At 49.4% G+C, this 23,771-nt stretch carries 27 protein-coding genes; all 27 read left to right on the forward strand.

All coding sequences use genetic code 11. The annotated features are described in order from the left end of the window. Positions 1-9 precede the first annotated feature (9 nt). Positions 10-1,083 (forward strand): signal recognition particle-docking protein FtsY, encoded by a 1,074-nt coding sequence (ftsY, locus tag CHL76_RS03380; protein WP_079476138.1) that lies wholly within the window; start codon positions 10-12, stop codon positions 1,081-1,083. Positions 1,084-1,173: 90 nt separating this feature from the next. Next, positions 1,174-1,518 (forward strand): putative DNA-binding protein, encoded by a 345-nt coding sequence (locus tag CHL76_RS03385; protein WP_079476139.1) that lies wholly within the window; start codon positions 1,174-1,176, stop codon positions 1,516-1,518. After that, positions 1,518-2,861: a signal recognition particle protein gene (ffh, locus tag CHL76_RS03390; RefSeq protein ID WP_079476140.1), complete on the forward strand. Its 1,344-nt coding sequence runs from the start codon at positions 1,518-1,520 to the stop codon at positions 2,859-2,861. The genes CHL76_RS03385 and ffh overlap by 1 nt, the downstream gene beginning before the upstream one ends. Positions 2,862-2,951: 90 nt before the next feature. After that, positions 2,952-3,224 carry a 30S ribosomal protein S16 gene (gene rpsP, locus CHL76_RS03395; RefSeq protein ID WP_079476141.1) on the forward strand — a complete coding sequence of 91 codons (273 nt, stop codon included), beginning with the start codon at positions 2,952-2,954 and terminating at the stop codon, positions 3,222-3,224. Positions 3,225-3,372: 148 nt separating this feature from the next. Next, on the forward strand, positions 3,373-3,612 hold the full coding sequence (locus CHL76_RS03400) for a KH domain-containing protein (protein WP_079476142.1): 240 nt from the start codon (positions 3,373-3,375) through the stop codon (positions 3,610-3,612). 34 nt (positions 3,613-3,646) lie between these two features. Next, positions 3,647-4,075 carry a YlqD family protein gene (locus CHL76_RS03405; protein WP_079476143.1) on the forward strand — a complete coding sequence of 143 codons (429 nt, stop codon included), beginning with the start codon at positions 3,647-3,649 and terminating at the stop codon, positions 4,073-4,075. Further along, entirely contained in the window at positions 4,062-4,586 is a 525-nt protein-coding gene (gene rimM, locus CHL76_RS03410; protein WP_079476144.1) for a ribosome maturation factor RimM, read from the forward strand. The genes CHL76_RS03405 and rimM overlap by 14 nt, the downstream gene beginning before the upstream one ends. Further along, positions 4,583-5,275, forward strand: a complete 693-nt coding sequence (gene trmD / locus CHL76_RS03415) for a tRNA (guanosine(37)-N1)-methyltransferase TrmD (RefSeq protein WP_094907868.1) — start codon at positions 4,583-4,585, stop codon at positions 5,273-5,275. The genes rimM and trmD overlap by 4 nt, the downstream gene beginning before the upstream one ends. Positions 5,276-5,406: 131 nt before the next feature. Next, positions 5,407-5,751, forward strand: coding sequence for a 50S ribosomal protein L19 (rplS, locus tag CHL76_RS03420; RefSeq protein ID WP_022792749.1), 345 nt, complete (start codon positions 5,407-5,409; stop codon positions 5,749-5,751). Between the two features lie 85 nt (positions 5,752-5,836). Continuing rightward, positions 5,837-6,397 (forward strand): signal peptidase I, encoded by a 561-nt coding sequence (gene lepB, locus CHL76_RS03425; protein WP_079476146.1) that lies wholly within the window; start codon positions 5,837-5,839, stop codon positions 6,395-6,397. Positions 6,398-6,416: 19 nt separating this feature from the next. Beyond that, a complete protein-coding gene (ylqF, locus tag CHL76_RS03430) occupies positions 6,417-7,280 on the forward strand; it encodes a ribosome biogenesis GTPase YlqF (protein ID WP_079476147.1) in 864 nt (287 codons plus the stop codon). A 19-nt stretch (positions 7,281-7,299) separates the two neighbouring features. Further along, positions 7,300-8,076: a ribonuclease HII gene (locus tag CHL76_RS03435; protein ID WP_079476148.1), complete on the forward strand. Its 777-nt coding sequence runs from the start codon at positions 7,300-7,302 to the stop codon at positions 8,074-8,076. 15 nt (positions 8,077-8,091) lie between these two features. Continuing rightward, the gene (locus CHL76_RS03440; protein ID WP_094907869.1) at positions 8,092-9,645 is read left to right on the forward strand and encodes a hypothetical protein; all 1,554 of its coding nucleotides are present in this window, start codon (positions 8,092-8,094) and stop codon (positions 9,643-9,645) included. Further along, positions 9,642-9,932: an EscU/YscU/HrcU family type III secretion system export apparatus switch protein gene (locus tag CHL76_RS03445; RefSeq protein ID WP_079476150.1), complete on the forward strand. Its 291-nt coding sequence runs from the start codon at positions 9,642-9,644 to the stop codon at positions 9,930-9,932. Before CHL76_RS03440 ends, CHL76_RS03445 begins: the two co-directional genes overlap by 4 nt. Positions 9,933-10,110: 178 nt before the next feature. Continuing rightward, positions 10,111-11,271 carry an ADP-forming succinate--CoA ligase subunit beta gene (sucC, locus tag CHL76_RS03450; protein ID WP_079476151.1) on the forward strand — a complete coding sequence of 387 codons (1,161 nt, stop codon included), beginning with the start codon at positions 10,111-10,113 and terminating at the stop codon, positions 11,269-11,271. Between the two features lie 21 nt (positions 11,272-11,292). Continuing rightward, complete coding sequence (gene sucD / locus CHL76_RS03455) at positions 11,293-12,207, forward strand: succinate--CoA ligase subunit alpha (RefSeq protein ID WP_079476152.1); 915 nt, start codon at positions 11,293-11,295, stop codon at positions 12,205-12,207. A gap of 100 nt (positions 12,208-12,307) precedes the next feature. Further along, complete coding sequence (dprA, locus tag CHL76_RS03460) at positions 12,308-13,186, forward strand: DNA-processing protein DprA (RefSeq protein ID WP_079476153.1); 879 nt, start codon at positions 12,308-12,310, stop codon at positions 13,184-13,186. Between the two features lie 197 nt (positions 13,187-13,383). Continuing rightward, positions 13,384-15,459 carry a type I DNA topoisomerase gene (topA, locus tag CHL76_RS03465; protein ID WP_079476154.1) on the forward strand — a complete coding sequence of 692 codons (2,076 nt, stop codon included), beginning with the start codon at positions 13,384-13,386 and terminating at the stop codon, positions 15,457-15,459. Positions 15,460-15,542: 83 nt separating this feature from the next. After that, on the forward strand, positions 15,543-16,856 hold the full coding sequence (trmFO, locus tag CHL76_RS03470) for an FADH(2)-oxidizing methylenetetrahydrofolate--tRNA-(uracil(54)-C(5))-methyltransferase TrmFO (protein ID WP_079476155.1): 1,314 nt from the start codon (positions 15,543-15,545) through the stop codon (positions 16,854-16,856). A 105-nt stretch (positions 16,857-16,961) separates the two neighbouring features. Beyond that, a complete protein-coding gene (gene xerC / locus CHL76_RS03475; RefSeq protein ID WP_079476156.1) occupies positions 16,962-17,879 on the forward strand; it encodes a tyrosine recombinase XerC in 918 nt (305 codons plus the stop codon). Between the two features lie 3 nt (positions 17,880-17,882). Continuing rightward, complete coding sequence (hslV, locus tag CHL76_RS03480) at positions 17,883-18,431, forward strand: ATP-dependent protease subunit HslV (protein ID WP_079476157.1); 549 nt, start codon at positions 17,883-17,885, stop codon at positions 18,429-18,431. A 27-nt stretch (positions 18,432-18,458) separates the two neighbouring features. Further along, on the forward strand, positions 18,459-19,871 hold the full coding sequence (hslU, locus tag CHL76_RS03485) for an ATP-dependent protease ATPase subunit HslU (protein WP_094907870.1): 1,413 nt from the start codon (positions 18,459-18,461) through the stop codon (positions 19,869-19,871). Between the two features lie 23 nt (positions 19,872-19,894). After that, on the forward strand, positions 19,895-20,677 hold the full coding sequence (gene codY, locus CHL76_RS03490; RefSeq protein ID WP_079476159.1) for a GTP-sensing pleiotropic transcriptional regulator CodY: 783 nt from the start codon (positions 19,895-19,897) through the stop codon (positions 20,675-20,677). A gap of 303 nt (positions 20,678-20,980) precedes the next feature. After that, entirely contained in the window at positions 20,981-21,376 is a 396-nt protein-coding gene (gene flgB / locus CHL76_RS03495; protein ID WP_079476160.1) for a flagellar basal body rod protein FlgB, read from the forward strand. 2 nt (positions 21,377-21,378) lie between these two features. Then, positions 21,379-21,825 (forward strand): flagellar basal body rod protein FlgC, encoded by a 447-nt coding sequence (gene flgC / locus CHL76_RS03500; RefSeq protein WP_079476161.1) that lies wholly within the window; start codon positions 21,379-21,381, stop codon positions 21,823-21,825. A 20-nt stretch (positions 21,826-21,845) separates the two neighbouring features. Beyond that, complete coding sequence (gene fliE / locus CHL76_RS03505) at positions 21,846-22,142, forward strand: flagellar hook-basal body complex protein FliE (protein ID WP_079476162.1); 297 nt, start codon at positions 21,846-21,848, stop codon at positions 22,140-22,142. 29 nt (positions 22,143-22,171) lie between these two features. Further along, on the forward strand, positions 22,172-23,764 hold the full coding sequence (gene fliF, locus CHL76_RS03510; protein WP_094907871.1) for a flagellar basal-body MS-ring/collar protein FliF: 1,593 nt from the start codon (positions 22,172-22,174) through the stop codon (positions 23,762-23,764). The last annotated feature ends 7 nt before the right edge of the window (positions 23,765-23,771 follow it).

A 23,771-nucleotide genomic window follows, 5' to 3' on the forward strand; every position in this document is an offset into this window, starting at 1 on the left:
GTGAAAAGCATGAGTCTTTTTCAGCGATTAAAAAAACGAATGGCCGGAGAAGCGGCGGAAGAAGAAGCGAAGCAGGGAGCAAAAGAATCAGGGGAAAATGAGCAGGGACGGCAGGAAGAACGACGCGCCTCGCTTTCAAGCCGGTTCCGTGAAGGACTAGCGAAAACGAGATCGTCATTTTCCGAAGCAATGAACGAATTGTTCGCCCAGTACCGCGAAGTAAATGAAGATTTCTTTGAAGAACTCGAAGAAATTTTGATCAGCTCAGACGTTGGAGTGGAAACGGTGATGGAAATCATCGACGAGCTGCGAAATGAATCGCTTTTAAAAAATATACGCACTACAGAAAAACTTACTCCGCTGATTACTGAAAAAATGGCGGAAAAACTGGATCGGACTGGCGAAGACTCTAAACTGAACATGAATCCGGACGGAATGACCGTCATGCTTTTTGTAGGTGTGAACGGCGTTGGGAAAACGACAACAATTGGGAAAATGGCCCACCAGATGAAAGCAGAAGGAAAGAAGGTCGTACTAGCCGCAGGAGACACGTTTCGTGCCGGAGCGATTGAACAGCTGGAAGGCTGGGGAGAGCGCGCCGGAGTAGACGTTATCAAGCAGCAGGCTGGAAGTGACCCGGCGGCTGTCATTTATGATGCGATCAAGTCGGCGAAATCAAGGCAGGCAGACGTGCTTCTCTGTGATACAGCGGGCCGTTTGCAGAATAAAGTCAATTTAATGAATGAACTTGCGAAAGTAAAGCGGGTAATTACGCGGGAAATTCCCGAGGCACCTCACGAAGTGCTGCTCGTACTGGATGCTACGACAGGGCAGAACGCGATGAGTCAGGCCAAAACCTTCCGGGAAGCGACAGAGGTTTCGGGCATTATATTAACGAAGCTTGATGGTACTGCCAAAGGTGGTATCGTGATGGCGATCCGCAATGAATTAAACATTCCGGTAAAAATGGTCGGACTCGGAGAAAAACTCGACGACCTCCAGCCGTTTGAAGCGGAAGATTTCGTTTATGGACTGTTTAAGGATATGATTGAACAGGCACCGGCGGATGCGGAAGACAGATAGTTTCCGTGCCAGGCAATTTCTTGACAAGAACTGCTGTGATTCGTAAGATGAACTGTAAAGTAATTGCACTTAACGCCAGAGGTGGTCTGCATGCTCGAAAAAACCGTTCGCATGAATTCGCTGTTTGATTTTTACCAGCCGCTGCTGACGAACAAGCAGCGGCTCTATTTGGAAAGATATTATTTAGACGACTTTTCGCTGGGCGAAATTTCGGAGGAATTTAACGTCAGCCGCCAGGCTGTTTACGACAATATCCGGCGCACGGAAGCAATGCTTGAAGAGTACGAAAAAAAGCTTGGCCTATATAAAAAATACCAGGAGCGTCTGGCATTATTCGAGCAGTTAAAAACGCTTGTTCCTGATGACAACCGGAAAACACAGCTGCTTGAATTGATAGATACACTGGAAAAATTAGAAGAGGAAGGGGTTTCGTAATGGCATTTGAAGGATTAGGCGAACGTCTCCAGTCCACGTTTGACCATATGAAAAGCCGTGGGAAAGTCACGGATGAAGACGTTAAGGCAATGATGCGTGAAGTACGGCTTGCGCTGCTTGAAGCGGACGTCAACTACAAGGTGGTAAAACAGTTCGTTAACAGTGTGAAAGACCGTGCTACCGGCCAGGAAGTGATGAAGAGCTTAACGCCGGGCCAGCAGGTGGTCAAGGTCGTTAATGAAGAGCTGACGCAGCTGATGGGCGGCGAACAGGCTGAAATAGCAAAGGCGGCTAAAGGGCCGACGGTAGTAATGATGGTTGGTCTGCAGGGCGCCGGGAAAACGACGACTTCTGCAAAAATTGCAAATTATTTACGCAAAAACAAAAACCGCCAGCCCTTAATGGCTGCCGCCGACGTTTACCGGCCGGCTGCGATCGACCAGTTAGAAACACTCGGCCGGCAGTTAAACATGCCGGTTTTCTCTCTTGGAACCGAAGCGGATCCGGTTGATATCGCTAAACAGTCGCTTGCCAAAGCCAAAGAAGAGCACTATGACTATCTGTTTATTGATACGGCGGGGCGTCTGCACGTGGATGATTCGTTAATGGATGAGCTGCAGCGCATGAAAGAAGCAGTCAACCCCGATGAAATTATGCTTGTCGTAGATTCGATGACCGGCCAGGATGCAGTTAACGTTGCAGAAAGCTTTAATGAACAGCTCGGCATCACCGGCGTTACGTTGACGAAGCTTGACGGGGATACCCGCGGCGGGGCGGCGCTGTCGGTAAAGTCGGTGACGGATAAACCGATCAAATTTGCCGGTACTGGCGAGAAGATTGATGCCATTGAGCCATTTCACCCGGAACGTATGGCTTCAAGGATTCTCGGCATGGGAGACATGCTTTCCCTGATTGAAAAAGCACAAACCAATGTGGATGAAGACAAAGCCAAAGAGCTTGAAAAGAAAATGCGTTCGCAGGACCTGACGTTTGACGACTTCCTGGAACAGCTCGGCCAGGTGCGTAACATGGGATCGATGGAAGATATTATGAGCATGATCCCGGGGGCCGGCAAAATGAAAGGCCTTAAAAACGTACAGATGGATGACAACCAGATTACGCGGGTGGAAGCGATCGTGCGTTCAATGACCAAACAGGAACGCCAGCAGCCGTCCCTAATGAACGCAAGCCGCAAGCGCCGGATTGCTAAAGGAAGCGGCACAACCATCCAGGACGTGAACCGGCTGCTCAAGCAGTTTGAAGATATGAAAAAAATGATGAAACAGATGACTTCACAGCAAAAAGGCAAGAAAAAGGGCAATTTTTCTCTGCCGTTTATGTAAAAATTTTATATGGCAAGGAAAAACACTTTACAGCTCGTAAAGAAGCTATTATAATAAGCAAATGTGAGAAAAAAATGGAGGTGTTTGCATATGGCAACGCGCATTAGATTAAAGCGCATGGGCTCGAACAAGCGTCCTTTCTACCGTTTGGTAGTAGCGGACTCCCGGGCTCCACGTGATGGACGTTTTATCGAAGAAATCGGTACGTACAACCCGCTGACTAATCCTGCCGAGTTCCACGTGAACGAAGAGAAAGCTCTTAAGTGGATGCTCGACGGTGCTAAACCATCGGATACTGTACGTAACCTGTTTTCGCAGGAAGGTCTTATGACCCGTCTTCACAACGAAAAGCACGCAAAGTAATGATGTAAAAGGATCGTCTGGATTCGCCATTTCCTTATGAAGTGAGCGGGGCAGGCGGTCTTTTTTTATGCTGGCAGCCAGCCGGCAGAAATGCGCCGGAAACCGCCCGTTTATGATAAAATAATACATATCAGGAAAGGATGAGTGGATGAAATCTTTTGCCTACATAATACTCGAGCGGATCGTGGATTATCCCGATGATATAAGTATGACAGCCTCAGAAGAGAACGGGCGGACGCTTATTGAAGTGAGGGTCCACCCGGAAGATGCAGGGAAAGTCATCGGCCGGCAGGGAAAAACAATTCAGGCAATAAGGACGCTGCTGCAGGCGAAGGCCTCAGCTGAAGGGAAAAAGGTCCGCCTTACCCTGTTAAACGACCAAAAATAAGCTGCCGCTTCGGGGCCTTAGAAGAGGTGATACAGTGCGTGTAATAAAGAAAATGAATGTTCACCACATTCTGACGCAAACATTAAAGGAAGAGCTGCAGGAAAAATACGAACAGCAGAAGTCCCGGCTCCAGGAAGAAACGGAACAGCTCCGCTTTCAAAAGCAAAAGCAGAATAAGGAGCGGGAGACAGAAAATGGGCGCTGGTCGGCTATGGATAAATTCAACAAAGAAATTGAAAAGCGCAAAGAAGAGCTGCAGCAGCTGTATTTTCTGCAGAATCAGCTCGAGCACCTTTCGATCGGATCGGAGCTGTCCTTTGGCACTACGGAAGTGATGTTTGACATCGAAGTGGGAAGCCAGTGGCATGAAGGCGAGCACTGGGGCACCATTGTTGTGGAAGAAGGCATTGTAAAAGAAATCAGATCAAAACACAAAGCGAGTGACGAAAATGGAATGGTTTAATGTAGGTACGATTGTGAATACCCACGGGGTGCGGGGAGAAGTCAGGGTGAAATCTGTCAGCGACTTTGAAGAGGAACGGTTTCAGCCGGGGCAGGAGATATATGTGGAAAATAATGAGGCGGAAACCGGCTATGAACCACTGGTTATTAAAAGCTCCCGTCCGCATAAACAGTTTATCCTGCTTACCTTTGAAGGGTACAACTCCATTGACGATGTAGACTGGATGAAAAACGCTGCTCTTTCTGTGCCGGAAACGGCGCTGGCCCCGCTCAAGGAAGAAGAATTTTATTTTCATGAAATTATTGACGCAGACGTTTACACGGAAGAAGGCAGCCATCTCGGCTATGTAAAAGAAATCCTCACTCCGGGAGCAAATGATGTATGGGTCGTGGAACCGGCAGAAGGCCGGCAGGACATTCTGCTTCCGTATATCGAAGAAGTCGTTCAGCACGTGGACGTGGCTAAAAAACGTATCACCGTACGAATAATGAAAGGAATGCTGCCGGAATGAGAATGGATTTTTTAACTCTGTTTCCGGGGATGTTTGAAAGTGTGTTCAATCACTCTATTCTTGCCCGGGCCGCTGAAAGAGGACACGTGTCCTTTCATACTCATGATATCCGGGATTATACAGAGGATAAGCATAATAAGGTCGATGATTACCCGTACGGCGGAGGCGCAGGCCTGGTGTTAAAGCCGCAGCCGGTGTTCGACGCTGCCGATCAGGTAAAAAATCAGGGCGAAGCTCTCCCAGACCGTGTAATTCTTCTCTGCCCGCAGGGAAAGCCGTTCAAGCAGGAGGACGCCCGGGAGCTTGCCGGCGAAGAGCGGCTGATGTTCATCTGCGGGCATTATGAAGGCTATGATGAACGGATAAGGGAGCATTTGATTACGGACGAATACTCGATAGGGGATTTTGTGATGACCGGCGGCGAGCTCGGTGCCATGGTTATGGCAGACAGCATCACGCGCCTTTTGCCCGGGGTGCTCGGCAATGAACACTCCGCCCATACGGATTCATTTGAAAACGGCCTTCTGGAATATCCGCAGTACACCCGTCCCGCGGATTTCCGCGGGATGACGGTGCCGGACATTCTACTGTCCGGTGATCACGGGAAAATTGCTGAATGGCGGCAAAACGAGGCGATCAAGAGAACAAAGGAACGCCGGCCGGATCTTTGGGAAAAATATACCGATTAGACGTAAATCCGGCGGTTGATTCCGCTGGTGGAATGTGCTATGATTCATTTTGTGACTAAATAGTCATCAATTACGGTGCTCCGCTGTTTTCATCGTGGACAAGAGCATGCGAGAGAAGGAGGCGAATACAAATGCAACAACTTATTCGCGACATAACGAAAGAACAGTTAAAATCGGATCTCCCGGACTTTCGCCCAGGTGACACTGTAGCAGTGCACTTGAAAGTTGTCGAGGGCTCCCGTGAACGTGTACAGGTGTTTCAGGGCGTCGTTATCAAACGTCGCGGCGGAGGCATCAGCGAGTCTTTCACCGTGCGTAAAGTTTCTTACGGAATTGGCGTAGAGAGAACTCTTCCGCTTCATTCCCCAAGAATCGATAAGATTGAAGTGAAACGCCGCGGTAAAGTACGTCAAGCTAGATTGTACTATCTCCGTAACCTGCGTGGAAAAGCTGCGCGTATTAAAGAACTTCGATAAGACACAGGAAAAAAAGCTGCAGCGGAGTATTCCGTCTGCAGCTTTTTTCATACGGCTAAACTATATAAAGAAAGGAATCGACCGCATGAATGAACGCCGCTATCCCATCAATTGGCTGCATCTTCTGACAGTAATTATGATCGCATTACTTATTGCACTCGCAGCCCGCTGGCTGTTTGTAGCTCCAGTCGTTGTGAAAGGCGAATCAATGGAGCCTACCATTCATGATGACGACCGGATGCTGTTGAACAAAACAAGCAAATGGCTGCACGAATGGGATCGTTTTGATGTGGTCGTTTTCCATGCAAATGATAAAGATGATTACATTAAACGAATCATCGGGCTGCCGGGAGATACGCTTGAATATAGGAATGATAAGCTTTTTATTAACGGAGAGCAGATGGACGAGCCTTTTCTCGATAAAAAAACCCTGGCAGCTGGACCTCTCCCGGCGACGACTGACTTTACGCTGAAGGAAAAAACAGGCCGGAGCCGTATCCCCGAGGGAGAAGTGTTTGTGATGGGGGATAACCGCCCGAACAGCTATGACTCGAGGGCCATTGGACTGGTGGAGGAAGAAGAGATTGTGGGAGAAGCGGTCCTCACATTCTGGCCGCTCAACCATATGTGGACGTCCTCATTTTAATTTGAAAGGAGGCTGAAATATGGACATTCAATGGTATCCGGGACATATGGATAAAGCACAAAAAGAAGTGCAGAGCAAATTAAAACAGGTGGACGTGGTGATTGAGCTTGCTGATGCAAGAATCCCCCGCTCCTCCAGGAATCCACTGCTTGAAACGATTATTCAGGACAAGCCGTCGGTCATTGTATTAACCAAGGCGGACCTGGCTGACCCGAAAGTGACAGAAGAATGGAAGCAGTATTACCGCGATCAAGGTATTGAGGCGGTGGACGTGGATTCTAAGCATAAGAAAGGTCTGCACGTAATTAAAGAAGCAGCGCTTCAGCAGACGGAGCGTCTTCAGGCCAGGTGGAAAAGAAAAGGCATTAAACCGCGTGCCATCCGGGCCATGATTATTGGTATCCCCAATGTCGGGAAATCAACGCTGATCAATCAGTGGATCGGCAAAAAAACAGCTAAAATTGGCGATCGTCCCGGAATTACGAAAAATCAGCAGTGGCTGAAGATGGGCAAGGAGATGGACCTGCTCGACACCCCGGGGATTCTTTGGCCAAAGTTTGAAGATCCCTATGTCGGTGAACGTCTTGCAGCGACGGGGGCCATCAAAGATGAACTTCTGGACCTGCAGGACATTGCTTATTTTATTATCGGCATCTGCCAGGAGTATTACCCTGAAAAGCTGCTTCAGCGTTTCGGCCTCGAGGATAAGCCTAGGGAAACGTCGCTTGAATGGTTTGAAGATATCGGCCGCAAGCGGGGGGCGCTTCTTGCAGGAGCGGAAATTGATTATGAAAAAGCAGGTGAAATGGTCGTGCGCGAGTTTCGCGGTGGACTGCTCGGCCGGATCAGTCTCGAGCGCCCGTATGATGAAGCAAGCGAATAATTGAGCAGCAGAGGTGAAAATGTTGGAGAAATGGACGATAACAGCTGTAAAGGAGTATTTGCAAACAAACGAAAAGCCGGATGCGGGACTTCTGGAGGCCTGGAAGGAGGACTCCCGGGCCGGCGTCCAGAAGGAACTGCAGCGGTACGCCAGGCGGCAGAAGCAGCAGCGGGAAAAGTACGAAGACTTTTATCGCCGGCTTTCGTTTGAACAGGAATATTGGAGCCGGGGTTTTCAAACGGTAGCTGGAGTGGATGAAGTCGGACGCGGTCCGCTCGCCGGGCCGGTGACTACCGCTGCCGTTGTGCTGCCGGAAGATTTCAGCCTGACAGAGGTAAATGACTCCAAAACGCTTTCCGCCAAAAAAAGGGAAGAGCTCGAAACAAAGATTAAAGAGGCGGCCGTCGCCTGGAGTGTAGTACATATCGAAGCGGACGAAATCGACCGCCTGAATATATATCAGGCAACCAAAAAAGCAATGCGGACGGCTGTCGCAAACCTTGAACCTGCGCCAGACGCCCTGCTTGTAGATGCAATGGCCCTTCCACTGCATATTGAACAGCAGTCGCTGGTACAGGGCGACAGCCGGAGCGTGTCGATTGCGGCTGCTTCCATTCTGGCGAAGGTGGAAAGGGACCGTTACATGCAGTATTACCATACGCTCTATCCGGATTACGATTTTGCCAGCAACAAGGGCTATGGTACCCGGAATCACCTGGACGGCCTGAAGCGTCTGGGAGGATGCGCCATTCACCGGTACTCGTTTCAGCCGGTGGCCGGATTCCACCGCCCGTAAAAGGAGAGAAAATTGATGAAGCTGTCACTGCCGTCCGCATATGCTCGAAATCATACAAGCCAAGCTGGAAACGGAGACATTAAAGCCGGCCAGATCATTAAAGGTGCCGTCAAACAGCTTTATCCCGGCCAGCAGGCGGCGGTTGCCGTGAACGGGCGGGTGTATCACGCCTCTTTGGAGGCACCGGTTGAAACCGGCAAATCATACTATTTTCAGGTGAAGAATGAACATGGCCGGCAAATATGGCAGGTGGCAGTTGGAGGGACAGCCGAGACTTCTGCGGACAAGAGCCAGGTTCTCCTGAAGCAGCTCGACCTATCGTCTGGAAAGCAAGAGCAATACATATTCCGCATGTTTGAACAGATGCAGCTGCCTGTAACCAGTGAAACGCTTCAGAAAAGCGTTCAGCTGCTGAAGAGTGAAGGAGCGGTAAACAAGCAGGGAATGCAGACGCTTCAATGGATGCTTGCCGCAGGCGCCCCCTTAAAAACTTCCATTTTTCAAAGCATCCATCAAGTGCTGCACGGCACGTCGCCCGCTGAGGATATGGCCGCCCTTCTTGAAAGGCACAGGCCGGCGGAGGCTCTTCATCAGTCTCTTAAAAACGCTGTTCTTACCCCGGAAAGTTTTAAAGGGAACCTTGAAGCCCCGACAAAACCATTACAGCTGTTCGCTGCGACAGCCGCGGTTGCCGCCAATGATAAAAATGGACAGGCCCGACAGCTGATTCACCAGTTATTTTCCGGCCTTCAGCCGCCTCTGAATGCTGAAGCATTTCTGCAGCATCTCCGCCAGGGTATTGGAAGCAGCGGCTCCATGGAAAACTGGCTTCAGGCCCAGGTTAAGGACGCCGGCCAGATGCATCAAACAGTACAGCAGGCGCCCGGCGTCGCCTCGCAACTGAACGTCCAGGCTCTGATGAAAGCATGGCACCCGCTCGTGCCCGAAGCAGGTGCGGTGCTCGACCACATGCCCCAGATGGTGAAATGGCTGACTAGCCACGTTGGCAGCACCAGCTGGGCAGCGTGGGCAGAAAGCGGAAGCAAGGAAGCGATGCAGGCTGCTTACAGGCATTTGGAGCAGGCTCAGACGCATATTATGTCGAGAAACGAACTTTCTCCCCAGCATGAACGAACTGTGGCTCATGTTGCCGGCCAGCAGCTCATGCAGCAGGCTGACCAGGATGCCTGGCTGCAGCAGCTCTCCCATCTTCCGGCGAAGTGGGGGGAAATGCTTTCGGATGCTGTCGTTCACTGGGAAGGGAAGCGCACGGAAGACGGAAAGCTCGATCCTGATACGTGCCACATCTTATTTCAGCTTGAGATGGACCGTCTCGGCGTTTTAATTGCCGACGTACAGATTTATAAACGAAATGTAACAGTGAACATCAGCAGTGAAAACCCGCATCCGGAACGGACGCTTCATCTTCTGCAGCCCATGCTGAAAACAGCAATGGCTTCTTTAAACTATCAGCTGGTGTCGCTTCAGTGGCATGAGGAAGAAGCGGTGGCCGAGAAGCCGCGTGCTCAGCAGTCCCGGCCGAGAGGAGCGTTTGATGTTCGGATATGAATTCTAACCAGAACTGGAAGATGAAAAAGGCAGTAGCGCTTAACTATAAGCAGAGTACATCGCAGGCTCCGGCAGTCAAAGCAAAAGGACGGGGCTGGACGGCGGAAAGAATTATCGAGGCGGCTGCTGAACATAACGTGCCTGTGCATAAAGACGCTGGCCTTGTACATATGCTGCATGAGCTTGAATGGAACGAAGAGATTCCGGAAGAACTGTACGAAGTTGTGGCGGAAATTTTTGCTTTTATTTACCGGATGGATAAAAAAACAGCAGAAAATGAAAACTAATCCGCACAGCAGAAACTTTTATGGAAATGTTGAATTTTTTTCTAAATTTCTATACGATAAAGGATGTGTGGGAAGCAGCGAGGCGATTTGAAGCCTTTCGCTCTGACCAGATTCGATTTTGTAATCACTTACACAGTCGATAGAAGGATTCGTATTGTAACGGTGAGGGGGAAAAAGCATGAATATTCATGAGTACCAGGGAAAAGAGCTCCTTCGTAAATACGGAGTAGCAGTCCCTAACGGAAAAGTTGCATTTACGGTAGACGAAGCAGAAGCAGCCGCAAAAGAACTGGGTTCGGACGTAACAGTGGTAAAAGCCCAGATCCACGCAGGTGGAAGAGGGAAGGCCGGTGGAGTAAAACTCGCTAAAAACCTCGATGACGTCCGCAAATATGCAGATGAAATTCTTGGCAAAACACTGGTTACCCACCAGACTGGCCCGGAAGGTAAAGAAGTAAAACGTCTTTACATCGAAGAGGGAAGCGACATCAAGAAAGAATACTACTTAGGTGTTGTGCTCGACCGGGTATCATCCCGCATTGTGATGATGGGGTCTGAAGAAGGCGGAACAGAAATTGAAGAAGTAGCTGAAGAGAATCCGGAGAAAATTTTCCGTGAATACATCGACCCAGCTATCGGCATGCAGCCTTATCAGGCCCGTCGTATGGCATTTAATATGAACATACCGACAGACCTGCTGAAAGAGGCAGTGAAGTTTATGCTTGGCCTATCCAAGGTGTTTATCGACAACGACTGCTCTATTGCTGAAATTAATCCGCTTGTAACGACCGGAGACGGAAAAGTAATGGCGCTTGATGCGAAGTTCAATTTCGATTCCAACGCGCTTTACCGCCAGAAGGAAGTGCTTGATTACCGGGACCTCGATGAAGAGGATCCAAAGGAGATCGAAGCTTCCAAATATGACTTAAGCTACATTGCCCTTGATGGCAATATCGGCTGCATGGTCAATGGTGCCGGTCTTGCGATGGCTACGATGGATATTATTAAGCACTACAGCGGCGATCCGGCGAACTTCCTGGATGTCGGCGGCGGTGCGACCGCTGAAAAAGTCACAGAAGCATTTAAAATTATCCTTGAAGATGATGCGGTGAAAGGCATTTACGTTAACATCTTCGGTGGAATCATGAAGTGCGACGTCATCGCTGACGGGGTAGTGGAAGCTACGAAGCAGACTGGATTAGAGATTCCGCTTGTTGTACGTTTGGAAGGAACGAACGTAGAAAAAGGCAAAGAAATTCTGGAAAAATCCGGATTGAATATTACAGCAGCGGACTCTATGGCAGACGGTGCGCAAAAAATTGTTTCGTTAGTTCAATAGAAAGGCAGGGACCATCGACCTATGAGCATTTATATTAATCAGGATACAAAAGTAGTTGTTCAAGGAATTACAGGATCTACCGGCCTCTTTCACACTCAACAGGCGTTAGAGTACGGTACAAAAATCGTCGGCGGCGTGACGCCGGGTAAAGGCGGCACGGAAGTTGAAGGCGTACCGGTTTTCAACACGCTGGATGATGCAGTAGAAGCAACCGGCGCTACCGTTTCGGTTATTTATGTTCCGCCTGCTTTTGCAGCGGACGCGATCATTGAAGCAGTGGATGCAGATCTTGATCTTGCCATCTGCATCACTGAAGGCATCCCGGTTCTTGACATGATTAAAGTGAAACGCTTTATGGAAGGCAAGCGCACCCGCCTTGTCGGCCCGAACTGCCCGGGCGTTATTACCCCGGACGAATGCAAAATCGGCATTATGCCGGGCTACATTCATAAAAAGGGACACGTAGGTGTTGTTTCCCGTTCGGGCACGCTGACGTATGAAGCCGTCGATCAGCTTACTAAAGCAGGCGTCGGCCAGTCGACAGCAGTCGGCATCGGCGGCGACCCGGTAAATGGTACAAGCTTTACCGATGTGCTGCAGGCCTTTAACGACGACCCGGATACAGAAGCCGTTATCATGATCGGTGAAATCGGCGGCACGGCTGAGGAAGAAGCAGCTGAATGGATTAAGCAGAACATGACCAAGCCGGTTGTCGGATTCATCGGCGGTGCGACAGCTCCTCCAGGAAAACGGATGGGCCACGCCGGCGCGATTATTTCCGGCGGTAAAGGCACCGCAGAGGAAAAAATCAAAACGTTAAACGAAAGCGGCGTGCAGGTAGCTGCAACCCCAGCAGAAATCGGCGATACGATGATCAACGTTCTAAAAGAACGCAGCCTCTACGAAAAATGCCTCACCCACGAACCACAAGTATAAACCAACCGCCCTCCGCTGCCCAAAGAGGCAGCGGAGGTTTTCTCTTTCCCGTATCCCCCCTTTTAACGCGCCACCACCCTCCCATGAAAGGACTACCCCTATGCATAATCTCTCCTTTAATGAACGTCTTCTGGCTGTTCACGAATTCCCCCTATTCCAATGGAAGCATGTAGCAGAGCTGATGCGGTGCGATCCTGAATTACTTCTCCCTTTTAAGCAGCCGCATCTTCTCCCATTAAACAATGAACATTTAATCGCATGGCGGCAATACGTACGTGAGCTTACCGTGCAACGGCGGCTTTCGTGGTACCGCGAGCAAGGAATCGGATGGATAACCTATTTTGACGTGCGGTATCCTTCGTCTTTAAAATCAATATACGATGCGCCGTGGGTACTTTATACGAAAGGGAACACAGGCCTGTTGCGCGAAGCACCCCGGCTCGCGGTAGTTGGCTCCCGGAGCATGACCTCTTACGGTAAAAAAGCAGTTGAAGCGTTCCTGCCTGAAAAGGCGGCCGGGCAGCTGCAGGTGGTAAGCGGGCTTGCAAGAGGCGTAGATGGCCACGCTCACCGGCACGCTTTAAAAGCAGGATACCCCGTTATTGCAGTGCTCGGCTCCGGTTTTGGACATCTTTATCCGAAAGAACACCTCGGCCTGGCGAAAAATATTGCAGCCTCAGGGCTGCTGCTAAGCGAATATGCACCCGACAGACCTCCGCGAAAATGGCATTTTCCTGCGAGAAATCGTATCATCAGCGGGCTGAGTGACAAAATATTTGTTGTGGAAGCAGATGTAAACAGCGGATCTCTCATCACCGCGTCGCTTGCGCTTGAGCAGGGCCGTGATGTCTGTGCGCTGCCGGGACCGGTTTTTTCCAAACAAAGTTCCGGTACGAACCAGCTGATTTATGACGGTGCGCTCCCGGTGCTCCAGCCGGAAGATTTAAGCATTGTCCGAAGGCCGGACAGTGTCTCATAACAGCTGGAGAATTGAAACGAAATTTAAAATTTTCCGTATGTTATGCTAGACACGTTCAGGAAACTGTGAAAGAATAATTGTGATTTCAAGCACAAAGGGCACTGAACGCCATGAACATAAAAGTATCGCGATTTGACATGATAATTTATTCGCGTTAATAATGGTAATATTTCATTGAGACAAAGGGGAGAAGAGGAATGGCCGACTATTTAGTCATCGTGGAATCTCCCGCAAAAGCAAAAACAATCGAAAAGTATTTAGGGAAAAAGTATGCAGTGAAAGCTTCAATGGGGCACGTAAGAGACCTGCCAAAAAGCCAGACGGGAGTCGACACTGAGAACAATTATGACCCGAAATATATAACGATACGCGGGAAAGGTCCGGTACTAAAGGAATTAAAAACAGCTGCAAAGAAAGCAAAAAAAGTATATCTCGCAGCCGACCCTGACAGAGAGGGCGAAGCCATCGCCTGGCACTTGGCGCATAGCTTAAATATTGATGAAGATTCGGAATGCCGGGTCGTTTTTAATGAAATTACAAAAACGGCGGTAAAGGATGCGTTCAAGCACCCTCGTTCCATCAACATGGATCTGGTGGACGCCCAGCAGGCCCGCCGGATACTCGACCGGCTCGTCGGCTACAACATCAGCCCATTACTATGGAAGAAAGTGAAAAAAGGACTGAGTGCCGGCCGGGTGCAATCGATTGCCGTGAAAATGATTATTGACCGGGAAAAAGAAATCAAGGCGTTTATTCCGGAAGAATACTGGAGTATTAATGGAACATTTTCGGATGGAGACACGGAATTTGAAGCGAAATTTTACGGCACTGCGAAGGAAAAGCAGGCGCTGTCTTCCCGGGAAGACGTCGACGGTGTGTTTCAAAAAATGAAAGGCGAGCAGTTTGAAGTAACCAAAGTCACAAGAAAAGAACGTAAACGAAACCCGGTGCAGCCGTTCACAACTTCCTCTCTGCAGCAGGAAGCAGCGAGAAAGCTGAATTTCCGGGCGAAAAAGACGATGATGGTCGCCCAGCAGCTGTATGAGGGCATCGATTTAGGTAAACCGGCCGGTACTGTCGGCTTGATTACCTATATGCGGACAGATTCGACAAGGGTTTCTCAAACTGCAAAGGAAGAAGCCCGGACATTTATTACGGAGAAGTACGGGGAAGAATATGTTCGCCAGGGAGAACAAAAGGCTGCTAAAAACAGCAACAGCCAGGACGCCCACGAAGCGATACGGCCGACGTCGATCATGTACGAGCCGAAGCAGGTGAAAAGCTCACTTTCAAGAGACCAGTACCGGCTGTACAAACTCATCTGGGAACGTCTGGTGGCAAGTGAAATGGCCCCGGCCGTAATGGATACAATGTCGGTGGATCTTGATAATGAAGGCGTGCTGTTCCGGGCGACCGGGTCGAAAGTGAAGTTTCCAGGCTTTATGAAAGTATATGTTGAAGGCCGGGATGACGGGAAAAAAGAAGAGGATAAAATGCTTCCGGATCTTCAGGAAGGACAGATGGTCACCCGGACCGACATGGAAGAAAACCAGCACTTCACCCAGCCGCCTCCGCGCTATACAGAAGCCCGTCTCGTGCGGACGATGGAAGAAATGGGGATCGGGCGCCCGTCAACGTATGCTCCGACACTCGACACCGTGCAGCGCCGGAATTACGTAGCACTTGAAGAAAAGCGTTTCGTGCCCACTGAGCTCGGTGAAATCGTCACGGAACTAATGGAAGAATTTTTCCCTGAAATTCTCGATGTGGAATTCACCGCAAAGATGGAAAACGACCTTGACTATATTGAAGAAGGCAAACAAAATTGGATTGAGATTATCGATGAATTTTACCAGGGATTCGAACCAAGGCTGAAAAAGGCCGAAGAAGAAATGGAAGAAGTCGAAATCAAAGATGAGCCGGCCGGGGAAGACTGTGAACAGTGCGGTCACCCAATGGTCTATAAAATGGGACGCTACGGGAAGTTCATGGCCTGCTCCAATTTCCCGGAATGCCGTAACACAAAAGCAATTGTGAAGGATATTGGCGTAAAATGCCCGAAATGTAAAGAGGGGAACGTGGTTGAACGCCGAAGTAAGAAAAGGCGGATCTTTTACGGCTGCGACCGTTATCCGGAATGTGAATTTGTTTCCTGGGATAAACCGATCGCCCGGCCTTGTCCGAAATGTGAAAGCATGCTTGTGGAGAAAAAGACGAAAAAAGGCGTACACGTACAGTGCTCGGAATGTGATTACAAGGAAGAACCAAATTAAAAAATGACTGATTACAGCGCAGGTCCGACTGCTTCCGACAGGAATAGTTGCCTGCGCTTTCAAAAGGGAAAGGAGTTTTTATCATGAAACGTACACCTGTTCATATCGTCGGAGCGGGACTGGCAGGAAGTGAAGCGGCGTGGCAGCTGGCCAGGCAGGGCGTTCCGGTCAAGTTACACGAAATGCGACCAAATAAACAGACAGCCGCGCATCATACAGATAAATTTGCGGAGCTGGTCTGCAGTAACTCATTGAGGGCCAACAATCTGACTAATGCCGTGGGCGTATTAAAGGAAGAAATGAGGAACCTGGACAGCGTAATTATTGAGGCGGCAGACGCTGCATCGGTGCCTGCAGGCGGGGCACTCGCTGTGGACCGGCACGAATTTGCCGCCAACGTAACAAACAAAGTGAAAAACCATCCGCTCGTGGAAGTAGTATCGGAAGAAGTGACTCATATACCGGATGAGCCGGCAATTATTGCCACCGGTCCGCTGACGGCAGAGTCGCTTTCCGAAGATATCTTTAAGCTGACCGGCGAAGATCATCTGTACTTTTATGATGCAGCTGCTCCCATTGTGGAAACGGACAGCATCGATATGGATAAAGCGTACGTAAAATCACGTTACGATAAAGGGGAAGCGGCGTATATCAACTGTCCCATGACAGAAGAGGAATTTGACCGCTTTTACGATGCGCTGGTGGAAGCAGAAGTCGTGCCGCTGCGCGAATTTGAGAAAAATATCTTCTTTGAGGGCTGCATGCCGGTCGAAGAAATTGCCCGAAGAGGTAAAAAGACGCTGCTGTTTGGCCCAATGAAGCCGGTAGGCCTGGAGCATCCGGAGACAGGAGAACGCCCGCATGCCGTTGTGCAGCTGCGCCAGGATAACCAGGAAGGCACGCTGTTTAACATTGTCGGCTTTCAGACCCATTTGAAATGGGGACCTCAAAAAGAAGTGATCCGTTTAATTCCGGGACTAGAAAATGCTGATATTGTCCGCTACGGCGTGATGCACCGCAACACGTTTTTGAATTCCCCGAACTTCCTGAACCCGACCTATCAGACGAAAGCGCGAAGCGATTTGTTCTTTGCCGGCCAGATTACCGGAGTGGAAGGGTACGTGGAATCAGCTGCTTCAGGTCTTGTAGCCGGATGGAACGCAGCAAAGCAGTATTTGCACGAAGAAACGGACACGTTCCCGAAAGAAACAGTAATCGGTGCTATGAGCCACTATATTACTACGGCCGGGGCCAAGAACTTTCAGCCGATGAATGCCAACTTCGGCCTGCTGCCGGCACCGGAGCAAAAAATCAAAAACAAGCGGGAGCGCAATGAATACTACGCAGAACGGGCTCTGGCTTCCATTCAGAATTTTATGAAAAAAGTCGAAATATGATTGCTAGGCTCCGGGGTTTGTGATACGATTTACTAGCTTTTGTCTTCATAAAGCGGCAACAGAACCGCCAAAGGAAGCAGAAAGCGTAAAGGAGCAAAAAAGCTGATGAATCCGTTATTAGCATGGCGAGAAGAATTTTTCCGCTACTTGGAACTGGAAAAGAATATTTCTTCCTACACCAAAACCGCCTATGAGCAGGACTTAATGGAATTTGACACATTTATGCAGCAGGAAGGGTGGAAGCATGTGGAGGACGTTGATCCGGCGCTTGTCCGTCTCTACTACAGCAAAATGTACGACCACTCATACGCAAGGGCGACAGTAGCACGGAAAATTTCAGCGCTGCGTGCTTATTTCCGCTATTTGCAGCGTGAAGATTATATTGAACAAAATCCGTTCATCGGTGCAAGCCATCCAAAAAAAGAACGGCCGCTGCCCCATTTTTTATATGAAGAAGAAATCGAATCGCTGTTTGCTTCTTTTGATATGAGCAAGCCGCTTGATATCAGGGATAAAGCCATTATGGAGCTGCTTTATGCTACGGGCATGCGTATCAGCGAATGCCAGCAGCTTCAGGCTGATGACCTCGATGACTATCTCGGCACGATTTTAGTAAAGGGTAAAGGCCGAAAGGAAAGATATGTTCCGGTAGGAAGCTTTGCCCAGGAAGCCGTGGAGCTGTATAAAACGAATGTGCGGCCGGAGCTCGCAGCCAAAAGCAAGGCCCCGGCCGGACAGCTGTTTTTGAACGCCCGGGGCGGTCCGTTGACGGACCGTGGTTTTCGGCATGTCATTAACGAGCGGGTGAAAAAGGTATCGAGTACGCTGCGTATTTCCCCTCATGACTTGAGGCACACGTTTGCGACACACCTGCTCAACCACGGGGCGGATCTCCGTGTAGTGCAGGACCTGCTCGGGCATGCCAATTTATCAACCACCCAGATTTATACCCATGTCACTAAAGAACGGCTCCAGGATGTGTACCAGCACGCGCATCCGAGAGCAGAAAGGAAGCGTGAATAATAAATGGAACCATCCTTTCACGCCACAACAATATACGCTGTCCACCACGGGGGCAAAGCAGCAATGGCCGGGGACGGCCAGGTAACGCTCGGCCAGCAGGTGGTCATGAAGCATACCGCAAGAAAAGTAAGAAAGCTGTACAACGGAAAAGTGCTCGCCGGCTTCGCCGGATCGGTAGCCGATGCATTTACGCTGTTTGATTTATTTGAAGAAAAGCTTGAGCAGTGGAGCGGTAACCTGCAACGGGCTGCGGTCGAGCTTGCCAAGGACTGGCGCAGCGATAAAACACTTCGGCGCCTTGAAGCGATGCTGATCGTCATGGATAAATCCACTATGCTTTTAGTGGCAGGCACTGGAGAAGTGATTGAGCCTGACGATGATATGCTTGCGATCGGTTCCGGCGGCAACTATGCTCTCAGCGCCGGCCGTGCCCTTAAAAAACATGCGACGCATTTGACTGCCCGGGAAATGGCCAAAGCTTCACTTGAGACAGCAGCGGATATCTGTGTATTCACCAACCATGAAATCATTATCGAAGATTTGGAATCTTAAAACATAGTCCGCTAAGGGGGCTTATTAATGGAAATTTCAATGACACCCAAACAAATTGTAGAACGGCTCGATCAATATATTATCGGCCAGAATGAAGCTAAGCGTTCTGTCGCCGTAGCGCTTCGCAACCGGTATCGCAGAAGCAAGCTGCCAGAACAGCTTCAAGAGGAAGTAACGCCTAAAAATATTCTGATGATCGGCCCCACTGGCGTAGGAAAAACAGAAATTGCCCGCCGGATTGCTAAACTTGTTGGCGCCCCGTTTTCGAAGGTGGAAGCAACAAAATTCACGGAAGTCGGCTACGTTGGCCGCGATGTGGAGTCAATGATCCGGGATCTGGTGGAGGTTGCCGTCCGAATTGTAAAGGAAGAAAAAGCGGCGTCCGTACAGGAAAAGGCCGAAAAAGCAGCCAATAAAAAAATCGTCCGGCTGCTTGCCCCGCGAAAACGAAAAAACCGGCAGGCGGACAACAATGCCGGCAATCCGTTTGGGATGCTTTTTCAGCAAAATAATGACAGCGAAGAAGAGGAGGAGACGGATACCTCCGACAACAGCGATCTTCGTGAGCAGCGCCGGCAGCTGCAGAAGCAGCTCGAAATGGGAGAGCTTGAGGACCGCAAAGTAACCATCGAGGTCGAACAGCAGTCCGGCTCGATGGGTGACATGTTTCAGGGCGGCGGCATGGAGCAGATGGGCATGAATATGCAGGAGATGCTCGGAAACATGATGCCAAAGAAAACAAGCAACCGCACCCTCCCTGTTCGCGAAGCACGTAAGGTGCTTACCGAGCAGGAAGCCCAGAAAATGATCGATATGGATGAAGTCAGTTCAGAGGCGGTTTACCGCGCGGAGCAGCTGGGAATTGTATTCCTGGATGAAATCGACAAAGTGACCGGCAAAAAAGAAAGCAGCAGTGCGGACGTGTCGCGCGAAGGCGTCCAGCGGGACATCCTGCCGATTGTGGAAGGATCAACTGTCAATACCAAGTACGGCCCGGTTCGTACCGACCATATGCTGTTTATTGCTGCGGGTGCTTTTCATACGGCCAAGCCTTCCGATTTAATTCCTGAGCTGCAAGGAAGATTTCCGGTGCGTGTCGAATTAGATAACTTAGGGGCAGCAGATTTTGCCCGGATTCTGCGGGAGCCGGACCAGGCCCTTACCAAACAGTATCAGGCGCTCATCCGCACAGAGGGCATCGAAGTGACCTTTACAGACGAAGCTGTCGAAACTATCGCAGAATTGGCGGAAGCGGTCAATCAGCAGACGGAAAATATTGGTGCAAGACGACTCCACACGCTGCTTGAACGGCTGCTCGAGGATCTGTCCTTTGAGGCTCCGGAAATTACCATGGATGCCATCACCATTACACCGGAATACGTCAACGATAAACTGGCGACGATCGCCAGGGACCGGGACGTCAGCCGGTATATTTTGTAGCATAAATCAGGAGGAGAATCAGCATGGATTTGTTAACAAGAAGCAGAAGAATTAACGAAATGTTACAGAAAACGCAGGGCGACCATGTCAATTTTAAAGACATGGCCGAAACCCTTCAGGAAATTATTGGAGCTAACGTGTTTGTCGTCAGCAGACGGGGAAAACTTCTCGGTTATTCGATCGAACAGGAAATTGAACATGAAAAAATGCAGCGGATATTAGAAGAGCGCCAGTTTCCCCAGGAATATACGTCCGGACTGTTCAGCATCAATGAAACCTCCCCGAACCTGGATGTGCAGAGCGAATACACGGCATTCCCGCAGGAAAGCGCCGAATTGTTTGCTTCCGGCCTCACAACGATTGTACCGATTGTCGGCGGCGGCCAGCGGCTTGGGACGCTCGTTTTGGCCCGGCTGAGCGAAACGTTTGATGATGATGATCTAATCCTTGCCGAATACGGGGCAACCGTTGTCGGCATGGAAATCCTTCATGAAAAAACGCAGGAAATCGAAGAAGAAGCGAGAAGCAAAGCGGTCGTACAGATGGCGATCAGTTCTCTTTCCTACAGTGAGCTTGAAGCTGTCGAGCACATTTTCGAAGAACTGGATGGCAAGGAAGGGCTGCTTGTAGCGAGTAAAATCGCCGATCGTGTCGGCATCACCCGTTCAGTCATCGTCAACGCTCTGCGTAAGCTTGAAAGCGCCGGTGTGATCGAATCGAGATCTCTTGGGATGAAAGGGACCTATATTAAAGTATTGAATAATAAGTTCCTATACGAATTGGAAAAAATTAAAAATAACGGTTAATGGACGAATGACTAACGATCCCAAATGAGGGATCGTTTTTTTATGTTTTTGAAACGCAAAAGTCTCAGATAAATACCAATTTATGTAAGAAAAAACTGCAAAACACACAATGAAAAAAGCACAAAGAGGATAAAAGAACTACTAATTATTGGTTTAAATGCTTAGACGTAAGTTACTGAAATGCAAAAAAGGCGATATTGGTTAGACAAATGTACATTTTTTCTATACAATTTAGGAAGTAATGCTCATATAAAAATGATGGAGTGAATCTTTAGTATTAATAAAAAAGCCAGAGGTGAGAAAATGGAACTGTTCCAGTCCGGGACATGGCAGAAATTACAGGCAGGGGCAGAAGGAGCAGCGCTCAGGCAAAAAGCCATTACCAATAATATAGCTAATATTGACACGCCAAACTATAAAGCGAAGGAAGTTTCCTTTCAGGAGATGTTAAAAGAAGAAAGCAGCAGTCAAATGGAAGCTGTACGGACAAATGCAAAACATTTTTCTTTTCAGAATACTCAAAATACTCCAAGCGTATATGAGCAACGGGGCAACACCTACAACAATAATGGAAACAACGTAGACATTGATAAAGAAATGACCGAGCTTTCGGAAAACCAACTGCATTATAACGCCATCATTGACCGCATTAATGGGAAATTCGGTGGCATTAAATCAGCTATCCGGGGAGGGTCATAAGCATGTCTATTTTTAATGGGATTCAAGCCTCAGGCTCGGCTTTAACAGCGCAGCGTCTGCGGATGGATGTTGTAAGCTCCAACCTTGCAAACGCCGATTCCACCCGGGGCCGGCTCGTCGACGGCGAGTGGCAGCCGTATCAGCGTAAAACCGTTTCTATGAGCCCCAAACAGGATAATTCTTTTCAGGCGAATTTAACGAAAGCACTGAACGAACAGGGAGGCGTACGGGTGTCGGAAATAGGCGTGGATGACGCTCCCTTTGACGAGGTCTACCAGCCGGAGCATCCTGATGCTAACGAAGAAGGCTACGTGCAGATGCCGAATGTGGATCCTTTAAAAGAAATGACGGATCTGACTTCGGCATCTCGTTCGTATGAAGCGAACGTCACGGCCCTCAATGCTAATAAAAACATGATGATGAAAGCACTTGAAATCGGCAAAAACTAATAACGGAAGGAGGAGAACGGATGAAAATCACAAACATACAGGCTCCGGCAGTGAGAGCAGCAAACGAAGCAGGGCAGACCACAGTTAAGGAAACCGGCGATACGTTTCAAAAGGCAATGAGCGAAGCAATGAGCAAAGTCAACGAGGCCCAGCTTGAATCGGACCGGATGACGGAAAAACTGGTGACCGGGGAGGCGGATAATCTGCACGAGGTAATGATTGCTGCAGAAAAAGGAAGTATTTACATGCAGACGGCTACAGAGGTGAGAAATAAGGCGGTGGAAGCCTACAAAGAAATGATGCGGATGCAGGTGTAATCGTAAAGAGGAAGGTATGAAGCGAAATTATGAAAGAAAAATGGAAAGAGTACAGCCAAAAGGCGAAAACGTATTGGGGCAGCCGCAGTAAAAAACAAAAAAGAATATATATTTTTGGTACGACGGCGATCTTTCTTTTTCTCCTCATAAGCATACTGCTGTTTTCGCGGACAAACTTTGAGCCTCTTTACACCGATCTGGCACCGGAAACAGCAGGAAGCATTAAAGAGACGCTGGATACCCGCGGAGTAAAGTATGAAATTTCGAATGAAGGAACCACAATTAGCGTGCCAAAGGATCAGGTGGATGCGTTGAAGGTGGACCTGGCTGCCGAGGGGCTGCCACAGGACGGAGCGATCGACTACAGCTTTATTGAAGACCAGACCGGCTTCGGAATGACGGACAATGAATTCTCTGTCATGGAACGGGCAGCACTACAGACTGAGCTTGAAGCATTAATTTCCAACATGGACGCAGTGGAAAGCACCGATGTAATGATTAATATGCCGGAGGAAGCCACGTGGGTGGCCGAAGAAGCCGAAGCAGCCACCGCCTCGGTGACGGTCGATTTGAGTGGAGCAGGGGAGCTGGACCAGGAGCAGGTGAAGACTCTGTACAACCTGGTGTCCAAGAGCGTGCCTGATCTGCCGGTGGAAAATATCGATATCAGCGATACAAGCATGAACTATTATACATATGAAGAGAATGGTTCTTCCGGGTCCACTATGGATCAATACGAGGATCAGCGTGCGGTACAGCAGGATATCGAAAAAGACATCCGCCGTGAAGTCCAGCAGATGCTCGGCACGGTGGCTGGACAGAACAAAGTCATGGTCTCGGTAACGACAGACATCGACTTTACGAAAGAAAACCGGGAAGAAGACCTCGTTGAGCCGGTGGATGAAGAAACGATGGAAGGCATTGCAGTCAGCGCAGAAGAAATTGCTGAAGCTTATGAAGGCGTTGATCCGCTCGAGGAGGGTGAAGCAGGCGCCGGAGAGGAAGATGTAGCCAACTATCCGGCGGGTACAGAAGCAGCCGGTGACTCGGAGCGGACGGAAGAACGAATCAATTACGAAGTGAACCGTATACATAAAGAGATTCAGGAAAGTCCGTACAAGCTTCGCGACCTTGGCATTCAAGTGATGGTGGAATCGCCGGACCCGGAAGACCCGAACTCTTTAGAAGCAGAAACAATGGACAACATGCAGGCCATGCTTGAGACAGTCATCAGTACGAGCATTGATAAAGAATATCTTGAAGCAGATGGTGAAGAAATGGATGTAGAAGAAAAAGTATCTATTTCCTCCCAGACGTTCCTCGGTGCTGAAGAAGTCGACCAGGAAGCTGGCGGCCTGCCGTGGTGGGCTTACGCAGCGATGGCAGTTGGCGCTGTGGGCCTTATTCTGCTGGTAGTATGGCTCATCCGGCGGAAAAAACCAGTGGAAACCAAAGAGGAAACCTTCCAGGCAGCAGAATTTGAACAGCACGAGGTACCGGATCTTGGAAGCAGCCGGGAAATGACCGAGGAAGAAATGAAACGAAACCAGCTCGAGAAGCTAGCAAAAGAAAAGCCGGAAGAATTTTCAAAGCTGCTTCGTTCTTGGCTGTCCGATGATTAAAAGGGGG

Source organism: Marinococcus halophilus (assembly GCF_002265875.1).
GTDB classification, from domain to species: Bacteria; Bacillota; Bacilli; order Bacillales; family Marinococcaceae; genus Marinococcus; species Marinococcus halophilus.

What these genes read in the sequence shown, in the direction of transcription:
- xerC (WP_079476156.1), top strand. Translation starts at nt 16,962, where the DNA reads ATGAATCCGTTATTAGCATGGCGAGAAGAATTTTTCCGCTACTTGGAA.
- CHL76_RS03440 (WP_094907869.1), top strand. Translation starts at nt 8,092, where the DNA reads ATGAAGCTGTCACTGCCGTCCGCATATGCTCGAAATCATACAAGCCAA.
- ylqF (WP_079476147.1), top strand. Translation starts at nt 6,417, where the DNA reads ATGGACATTCAATGGTATCCGGGACATATGGATAAAGCACAAAAAGAA.
- flgC (WP_079476161.1), top strand. Translation starts at nt 21,379, where the DNA reads ATGTCTATTTTTAATGGGATTCAAGCCTCAGGCTCGGCTTTAACAGCG.
- flgB (WP_079476160.1), top strand. Translation starts at nt 20,981, where the DNA reads ATGGAACTGTTCCAGTCCGGGACATGGCAGAAATTACAGGCAGGGGCA.
- hslU (WP_094907870.1), top strand. Translation starts at nt 18,459, where the DNA reads ATGGAAATTTCAATGACACCCAAACAAATTGTAGAACGGCTCGATCAA.
- fliE (WP_079476162.1), top strand. Translation starts at nt 21,846, where the DNA reads ATGAAAATCACAAACATACAGGCTCCGGCAGTGAGAGCAGCAAACGAA.
- dprA (WP_079476153.1), top strand. Translation starts at nt 12,308, where the DNA reads ATGCATAATCTCTCCTTTAATGAACGTCTTCTGGCTGTTCACGAATTC.
- fliF (WP_094907871.1), top strand. Translation starts at nt 22,172, where the DNA reads ATGAAAGAAAAATGGAAAGAGTACAGCCAAAAGGCGAAAACGTATTGG.
- CHL76_RS03445 (WP_079476150.1), top strand. Translation starts at nt 9,642, where the DNA reads ATGAATTCTAACCAGAACTGGAAGATGAAAAAGGCAGTAGCGCTTAAC.
- rpsP (WP_079476141.1), top strand. Translation starts at nt 2,952, where the DNA reads ATGGCAACGCGCATTAGATTAAAGCGCATGGGCTCGAACAAGCGTCCT.
- hslV (WP_079476157.1), top strand. Translation starts at nt 17,883, where the DNA reads ATGGAACCATCCTTTCACGCCACAACAATATACGCTGTCCACCACGGG.
- lepB (WP_079476146.1), top strand. Translation starts at nt 5,837, where the DNA reads ATGAATGAACGCCGCTATCCCATCAATTGGCTGCATCTTCTGACAGTA.
- rplS (WP_022792749.1), top strand. Translation starts at nt 5,407, where the DNA reads ATGCAACAACTTATTCGCGACATAACGAAAGAACAGTTAAAATCGGAT.
- ffh (WP_079476140.1), top strand. Translation starts at nt 1,518, where the DNA reads ATGGCATTTGAAGGATTAGGCGAACGTCTCCAGTCCACGTTTGACCAT.
- CHL76_RS03435 (WP_079476148.1), top strand. Translation starts at nt 7,300, where the DNA reads ATGTTGGAGAAATGGACGATAACAGCTGTAAAGGAGTATTTGCAAACA.
- ftsY (WP_079476138.1), top strand. Translation starts at nt 10, where the DNA reads ATGAGTCTTTTTCAGCGATTAAAAAAACGAATGGCCGGAGAAGCGGCG.
- sucC (WP_079476151.1), top strand. Translation starts at nt 10,111, where the DNA reads ATGAATATTCATGAGTACCAGGGAAAAGAGCTCCTTCGTAAATACGGA.
- rimM (WP_079476144.1), top strand. Translation starts at nt 4,062, where the DNA reads ATGGAATGGTTTAATGTAGGTACGATTGTGAATACCCACGGGGTGCGG.
- trmD (WP_094907868.1), top strand. Translation starts at nt 4,583, where the DNA reads ATGAGAATGGATTTTTTAACTCTGTTTCCGGGGATGTTTGAAAGTGTG.
- trmFO (WP_079476155.1), top strand. Translation starts at nt 15,543, where the DNA reads ATGAAACGTACACCTGTTCATATCGTCGGAGCGGGACTGGCAGGAAGT.
- topA (WP_079476154.1), top strand. Translation starts at nt 13,384, where the DNA reads ATGGCCGACTATTTAGTCATCGTGGAATCTCCCGCAAAAGCAAAAACA.
- CHL76_RS03400 (WP_079476142.1), top strand. Translation starts at nt 3,373, where the DNA reads ATGAAATCTTTTGCCTACATAATACTCGAGCGGATCGTGGATTATCCC.
- CHL76_RS03385 (WP_079476139.1), top strand. Translation starts at nt 1,174, where the DNA reads ATGCTCGAAAAAACCGTTCGCATGAATTCGCTGTTTGATTTTTACCAG.
- codY (WP_079476159.1), top strand. Translation starts at nt 19,895, where the DNA reads ATGGATTTGTTAACAAGAAGCAGAAGAATTAACGAAATGTTACAGAAA.
- sucD (WP_079476152.1), top strand. Translation starts at nt 11,293, where the DNA reads ATGAGCATTTATATTAATCAGGATACAAAAGTAGTTGTTCAAGGAATT.